Origin of the sequence: Streptomyces sp. MspMP-M5, assembly GCF_000373585.1 — a bacterium.
Lineage (GTDB): Bacteria > Actinomycetota > Actinomycetes > Streptomycetales > Streptomycetaceae > Streptomyces.
In genome coordinates this window covers 132812-138811 of sequence record NZ_KB891896.1, presented here as the reverse complement: position 1 = coordinate 138811, position 6000 = coordinate 132812, and the positions used below count along the sequence as shown (strand labels likewise).

At 71.3% G+C, this 6000-nt stretch carries 7 protein-coding genes and 1 tRNA gene; 6 read left to right on the top strand and 2 right to left on the bottom strand.

Features of this window, described 5'->3' with window-relative positions:
* Both B073_RS40485 and B073_RS0120325 read left to right on the top strand, forming a co-directional pair.
* Positions 1-291 (top strand): GTP-binding protein (locus B073_RS40485; RefSeq protein ID WP_037812210.1); only part of this gene is annotated, 291 nt, incomplete at its 5' end.
* Entirely contained in the window at positions 288-1103 is an 816-nt protein-coding gene (locus tag B073_RS0120325; protein WP_018539919.1) for an urease accessory protein UreD, read from the top strand. The genes B073_RS40485 and B073_RS0120325, both read left to right, overlap by 4 nt.
* 250 nt (positions 1104-1353) lie before the next feature.
* Here the strand turns inward: B073_RS0120325 and B073_RS0120320 are convergent.
* A tRNA-Gly gene (locus tag B073_RS0120320) sits at positions 1354-1427 on the bottom strand.
* A 236-nt stretch (positions 1428-1663) separates the two neighbouring features.
* Between B073_RS0120320 and B073_RS47225 the strand changes: the two genes are divergently transcribed.
* From B073_RS47225 to B073_RS0120300, 4 genes are all read left to right on the top strand, one after another.
* Complete coding sequence (locus tag B073_RS47225) at positions 1664-1822, top strand: hypothetical protein (protein ID WP_016573140.1); 159 nt, start codon at positions 1664-1666, stop codon at positions 1820-1822.
* 139 nt (positions 1823-1961) lie between these two features.
* On the top strand, positions 1962-2537 hold the full coding sequence (gene dcd / locus B073_RS0120310) for a dCTP deaminase (protein ID WP_026247557.1): 576 nt from the start codon (positions 1962-1964) through the stop codon (positions 2535-2537).
* Between the two features lie 71 nt (positions 2538-2608).
* Complete coding sequence (locus B073_RS0120305) at positions 2609-3106, top strand: phosphoribosyltransferase (RefSeq protein ID WP_018539917.1); 498 nt, start codon at positions 2609-2611, stop codon at positions 3104-3106.
* Between the two features lie 161 nt (positions 3107-3267).
* Positions 3268-4833 carry a ricin-type beta-trefoil lectin domain protein gene (locus B073_RS0120300; RefSeq protein WP_018539916.1) on the top strand — a complete coding sequence of 522 codons (1566 nt, stop codon included), beginning with the start codon at positions 3268-3270 and terminating at the stop codon, positions 4831-4833.
* Positions 4834-5033: 200 nt separating this feature from the next.
* Here B073_RS0120300 and B073_RS0120295 read toward each other — a convergent pair whose 3' ends face one another.
* A complete protein-coding gene (locus B073_RS0120295) occupies positions 5034-5963 on the bottom strand; it encodes a Yip1 family protein (RefSeq protein WP_018539915.1) in 930 nt (309 codons plus the stop codon).
* Positions 5964-6000 lie beyond the last annotated feature (37 nt).

The following is a 6000-nucleotide window of genomic DNA, read 5'->3' as shown; positions in this document are numbered from 1 at the left end:
TTCTCCAAGGGCCTGGTCGACGCCCAGATCTTCGTCATCGACACCGCCGGCGGCGACGACATCCCGCGCAAGGGCGGCCCCGGCGTCACCACCGCCGACCTGCTCGTCGTCAACAAGACCGACCTCGCCCCCTACGTAGGCGTCGACCTCGAGGCCATGGCCCGCGACGCCAAAGCCCAGCGCGGCGACCTCCCCGTCGCCTTCACCGCGTTGAAGAGCGAGAACGGCGTCGCACCGGTGGTGGAGTGGCTCCGGCGGCAGCTCGCCGCCTGGACGGTCGGAGCGGCATGACAACCTCCGGCACCGCCGCTGCCCCCGTCTCCACTGCCCCGGCCCCGGGGGTGCACGTCACCGCGCACATCGTGGCCGTTCCCGACGCGCGCGGTGGTACCGCCCTGCCCGTACTGCACGGACGACGAGCCCTCATCCCCCGCCACATCCCCACCGCAGGACCGTTCGCCCGGGTCGTCCTCACCAGCTCCATGAGCGCACCCCACGGCGGTGACCGGCTGCGACTCCGAGCCGAGGCGCGAACGGGAGCGCGGCTCAGCCTCGGCACGGTCGGCGCCACCCTCGCGCTGCCCGGCCCGTCCGGCGCCACCGCGGCCAGCGACGTGTTCCTGCGCGTGGACGACGACGCGGAACTGCACTATCTGCCGGAACCGCTGATCTCCGCCGCACACAGCGACCTGGAAGCCACCACCCGCGTCGAACTGGCCACCGGAGCACGACTGGTCCTGAGGGAAGAACAGATCCTGGGCCGCGCCGACGAACCCACCGGACGGCTCCGCACCCGCCTGACCGTACGCCTGGCCGGCGATCCCCTGTTGGTACAGGAACTCGCCGTCGGCCCCGGCATCCCCTCCTGGTCAGGGCCGGCAGTCCTCGCCCACTACCGCATGACCGGGCAACTCCTCGTCGTCTCACCGGAATTCACCCACCAGCAGCCCCCACCCCAGATCCTGCCGACCGGACCCGGCGAAGAGGGCGAGGCCGTCCTCACCCCCCTCGCCGGCCCCGCGGTCCTGATCACGGCGGCAGCAACCAACCACGCCACCCTCCGACAACTGCTGAACCGGGGCCGCAAGGCCATCACTCCGTAGAGCCCCCGGCCCAGGCCATCAGCTCCGCTTCATGTCTGCGAATTCGCACACCCACAGCAGTGGCGTGGCACAGAGCACGAAAAGTTCGTCTCGCAATTCGAGACAAGTCGGCCTGGACGGGGTGGTGTTCACGTGCCGATGGCCCATTAGGCAGGCCATTCAGGCGAGTTATGACACACAGAGGGCACGCCGCCCCACAAGAGGTCTGGACGACAAACAAGGCCCCGGTCTCCGACCAGGGCCTTCGTTGTGGAGCGGGTGACGGGAATCGAACCCGCGCTCTGAGCTTGGGAAGCTCATGTTCTACCATTAAACTACACCCGCGTAACACCCCTCCGATACTGGAGGCGGAGCGTCGTCGCACACTCTACCCCATCGCCGCGCCGCGGTGCATTTGGCATGTCCGGGAGCGGAGCGCGCCGGTCGTCCCGGGGGCGGGACGCGGGTGCGGGGGAAGGGAGTTGAGGCGTACGGTGGGGCACCGGAGTGCCGCCTGCGAGTGCACCCAGTTCATCCCCTAATGTGGCTTTTGTTGTCCACGCAGTTGGGAGAGGGACTTGATGGAGCGCACCGTCGTACGTTGTGCCGAGGGGCACGTCTTCAGCACCGCTTCGTTCCCCATGCAGACCACCGACCGGCTCGGCCCCGGACGGCTGCTGCGCTGCCCGCGCTGTGCTCGGTTGCGGCACTCGGTGCCCGTGGAGCACGCCAAGCGGTAGTCGCGGTCCCGGGGTCGCGGTGAAGGTCGGTGGTGATCTTCACCCGTGACGTCGAGGTGAGCTTGCTAAGGCCCGGTCCCTGGTGGGGCCGGGCCCTCGTCGTGCGGAGGGGGGTGTGCGGGCGCGTATCCTCGACTGCGTGCTTCTCTCAGACAAGGACATCCGGGCCGAGATCGACGCAGGTCGGGTGCGCATCGACCCCTACGACGCGTCGATGGTGCAGCCGTCCAGCATCGATGTACGGCTCGATCGCTTCTTCCGGGTGTTCGAGAATCACCGCTACCCGCACATCGACCCCGCCGTCGAGCAGCCCGACCTGACCCGTGAGGTCGTGCCGGAGGGCGACGAGGCGTTCATCCTGCACCCCGGCGAGTTCGTGCTGGCCTCGACGTACGAGGTCATCACGCTGCCCGACGACCTCGCCTCGCGGCTGGAGGGGAAGTCCAGCCTGGGGCGGCTGGGGCTGCTGACGCACTCCACCGCCGGGTTCATCGACCCGGGGTTCAGCGGGCACGTGACGCTGGAGCTGAGCAACGTCGCGACGCTGCCGATCAAGTTGTGGCCGGGCATGAAGATCGGGCAGCTGTGCATGTTCCGGCTGGCCTCGCCGGCGGAGCATCCGTACGGCAGCGAGCGCTACGGCTCGCGTTACCAGGGACAGCGCGGTCCGACGCCGTCCCGGTCGTTCAAGAATTTCCACCGTACGCAGGTGTGAGGTACCTCGCGCGAAGGTGCGAGGCGGGGCCGGCGCGGGCCCCGGAGACGAAGAGAAGGTCTGGGAGAGTCGTGGGTGACGTGCGGGAGAACCTGACGTACGAGCGCTTCGGCGGAGCGATCCGTGAGCTGGCGCAGACGATCGCGGATGACGGGTACGAGCCCGACATCGTGCTGTCGATCGCCCGGGGCGGGGTGTTCGTGGCCGGCGGTCTGGCGTACGCGCTGGACTGCAAGAACATCCACCTGGTGAATGTCGAGTTCTACACCGGGGTGGGGACCACCCTGGAGATGCCGGTGATGCTCGCGCCGGTGCCCAACGCGATCGACTTCTCCGACAAGAAGGTGCTGATCGCTGACGACGTCGCCGACACCGGCAAGACGCTCAAGCTGGTCCACGACTTCTGCCTGGGGACCGTCGCCGAGGTCCGCAGCGCGGTGATCTATGAGAAGTCGCACTCGCTGGTGAAGTGCGAGTACGTCTGGAAGCGCACCGACGACTGGATCAACTTCCCGTGGAGCGTCGAGCCGCCGGTGGTGCGGCGCGAGGGCCAGATCCTGGACGCCTGAGCGCGGCGCCCCTGCGGCGCCTCCCCTTCCGCGAGCCCGCGTACCGCGCGGGCTCGCGGGTGTTTTGTGGCGCGCGTTTCGGCCACTTCTGTCCCGGGTGTTCCACCGGTCGCTGCCTCCGCGTAGAAACCGGCGGTAACAGCAGACCGGAGGGGAGGCCCATGGTGCGTGCGAGACAGGGGCGAGGGCGGCGGCTGCGGGCCGCCGTGGCGGTGTCGGCGGCGGCGCTGACCGCCGCGTTCACGGTGACGGTGGGCGGGGCCAGTGCCGCCGGGGCCGGCGGCGCGGCGGCGGGCACCACGGCGACGGCCGGGCGGGCGGCCGTCCGGCCGCTGTCGCCGGACCTGGAGCGGATCCGGGCACGGGAGGCGACGAAGCTGTACGGCGACGCCGCCGTGCGGCCGCTCGGCGAACGGAAGACCTCGCTGATCTCGCTGGGCGACAGCGAGATCTCCGGGGAGGGCGTCGGGACGTACGAGCCGGGGACCGACGGCCCCGCCAACTGGTGCCACCGGTCGCCGGATTCGGCGATCCACCGGACCGGCATCGCCGCCGACGTGACGTACAACGTGGCGTGCTCGGGCGCGTACACCGGCAACATCCGGATCGGGGGCAGCAAGCAGTACGCCGACGAGCTGGTGCAGAGCGACAGTCTGGCCGTCGCGGCGCGCAACACCCGGCTGAAAATGGTGCTGCTGGTCGCCGGCGCCAACGACGACCTCCAGTTCGGCCCGGTGATGACGGACTGCGTCGAGCGCTGGTTCCTGCTCCAGGGGACCTGCGAGCCGAAGTACCGGCCGGGGTGGCAGGCGCGCGTCGACGGCCTGGTGCCGAAGGTCGAGGCCACCGTGCGGGACCTGCGGACCGTGATGCGGGACGCCGGGTACGCCGACGACGACTACCGGTTCGTGGTGATGTCGTACCCGAGCCCGATCGGCCCGGACGTGGCGGACAACCCGCACTACCCGGGGAAGATCCCGGGCGGCTGCACCGGCTACACCTCGGACGCCGGCTGGGGCCGCAACGCCGCGGTGCCGGCCTTCGAACGCGGCGTCCGCAAGATCGCGCAGGACACCGGCGTCACCTACCTCGACGCCTCGCGGCTCTTCCACGGGCACGAGGTGTGCATGGCCGACACCTGGGCCCGCGGGCTGTACGTCAACATCTCCAACCCCTTCCCGCCGGACGCCAATTCGGTCCGCCAGTCCTTCCACCCCAACGCCCGCGGGCACGGCGCGTTCGCGTCCTGCCTGACCCAGCTCTACGCGGCGCCGCGGCTGCGCGAGGCGTCCTGCGCCGACCCGGCGGACACCGGGCGGCCCGAGCTGTACCCCGGTGCCTGGGACGACGCCTACCGGCCGCTGAAGAACGCCGCGACCGGCAGCTGCCTGGACGCCACCGGCGGACTGTCCCGCAACGGCACCGCGGTCGGCGGCTGGGACTGCAACGGGCAGCGCAACCAGGGCTGGTGGTACGACCCGGACCGCAGGTCGCTGCATGTGGAGCTGACCCAGGCCCGCTGCCTGGACGTGCCGGGTGCCCGGTACGAGGCCGGGGCCGCGCTGGTGCTGTGGAGCTGCTCGGGCGCGGCCAACCAGCAGTTCGTCCGGGACGGCGGCAGCCTCCGGCCGGCCGCGGCGCCGTCGCTCTGCCTGACGCTGGGGGCGGCGAAGGACCCGCTGCGGCTCCAGAAGTGCGACGGCTCGGCCGCGCAGCGGTTCGCCTGACCGCCCGCCGGCGGCGGTGAACGGCCCGCCCCCGTAAGGGAAGCCGTCCGCGGCCGCCGTCCACGGGAGCCGGGCACGACGGCCGTCCCTACGGGCGAGGGGCCCGCCCCGGGAGGTGCCTGAGGTACGCGAGGTACCTCAGGCGCCACTCCCGGAGCGGGCCCCTTCTTGCCGTGGGCCGGACCGCGAACGCGCGTCGGCTACAGCGTGCCGAGCTTCACCAGGGCCAGCAGCGCGACCAGCTGGATCGCGGAGGCGCCCAGGGCCTTGGGCCACGGCAGATCGTGCGACTTCGCGACCATCGAGGTCAGCAGGTAGCCGGTGGCGAGCCAGGTGGCCCACCCCAGGACCTGCACCAGCGGGCTGTCGCCGCCCAGGAACATCGCGAAGAGCAGCCGCGGCGCGTCCGGGATCGTCATGACCAGCATGGACAGGCCGACGGTCGGCTGCCAGGCACCGTCACCGCCCAGCTGGCGCGCCATGGTGTGGGTGACCGCGCCCAGGATCAGGCTGCCCACGATGAACATCACCGCGGTGATCAGCACCCACGGGATGCTGTTGCCGAGTGTGGCGTTGAGCACGTCCGCGCGGGCCTTGTCGAAGCCGAAGACCGCGAGCAGGCCGTAGCAGAAGGTGACGATCAGCGCCGGGCCCCACAGCGCGTGGTCCCGCATCTGCCAGAACGTCGGCGTGGGCCGCAGCACGATGCCGGACAGCAGCTGCTTCCAGTGCAGCCGCGGACCGGCCGGCGGCGCGCTCGTCTGGCCGGCGCGGTAGGTGCCGCCCTGCGCGTACTGGCCGTCGCCGCCGTACTGGTCGTCGTACGACCCGTAGGAGTCCGGGGCGTCGCCGACGCTGAACTGCTGGGTGTGGCCAGGGGCGTTGTTGCGGTTGTCGTAGGCCGCGTACGACGAGTCCTGGGCCGGCCGGCCGGCGTCGCCGAAGTACTCGGGCTCCCCCTGCGGCGCCGGCCCGCCGTACGGCCGCGGTACTGCCTGCCACTGACCTTGCGGGGGCGGCGACTGCTGCCCGTACGGCGCCGGGGGCCCGTACGCGTGCGGCCCCTGGGCCCCCTGGGGCCCCGCCTGCTGTCCGTCCTGCGCGGGACGGGCATCCCGTCCGCGCCCCATCCTGAATCCAGCCACGCCTTCGAAAGTACCTGGTCCC

Excerpts from the sequence above, each read along its gene's own strand:
- B073_RS0120325 (WP_018539919.1), top strand. The coding sequence starts at position 288 with ATGACAACCTCCGGCACCGCCGCTGCCCCCGTCTCCACTGCCCCGGCC.
- B073_RS47225 (WP_016573140.1), top strand. The coding sequence starts at position 1,664 with ATGGAGCGCACCGTCGTACGTTGTGCCGAGGGGCACGTCTTCAGCACC.
- B073_RS0120300 (WP_018539916.1), top strand. The coding sequence starts at position 3,268 with ATGGTGCGTGCGAGACAGGGGCGAGGGCGGCGGCTGCGGGCCGCCGTG.
- B073_RS0120295 (WP_018539915.1), bottom strand. The coding sequence starts at position 5,963 with ATGGGGCGCGGACGGGATGCCCGTCCCGCGCAGGACGGACAGCAGGCG.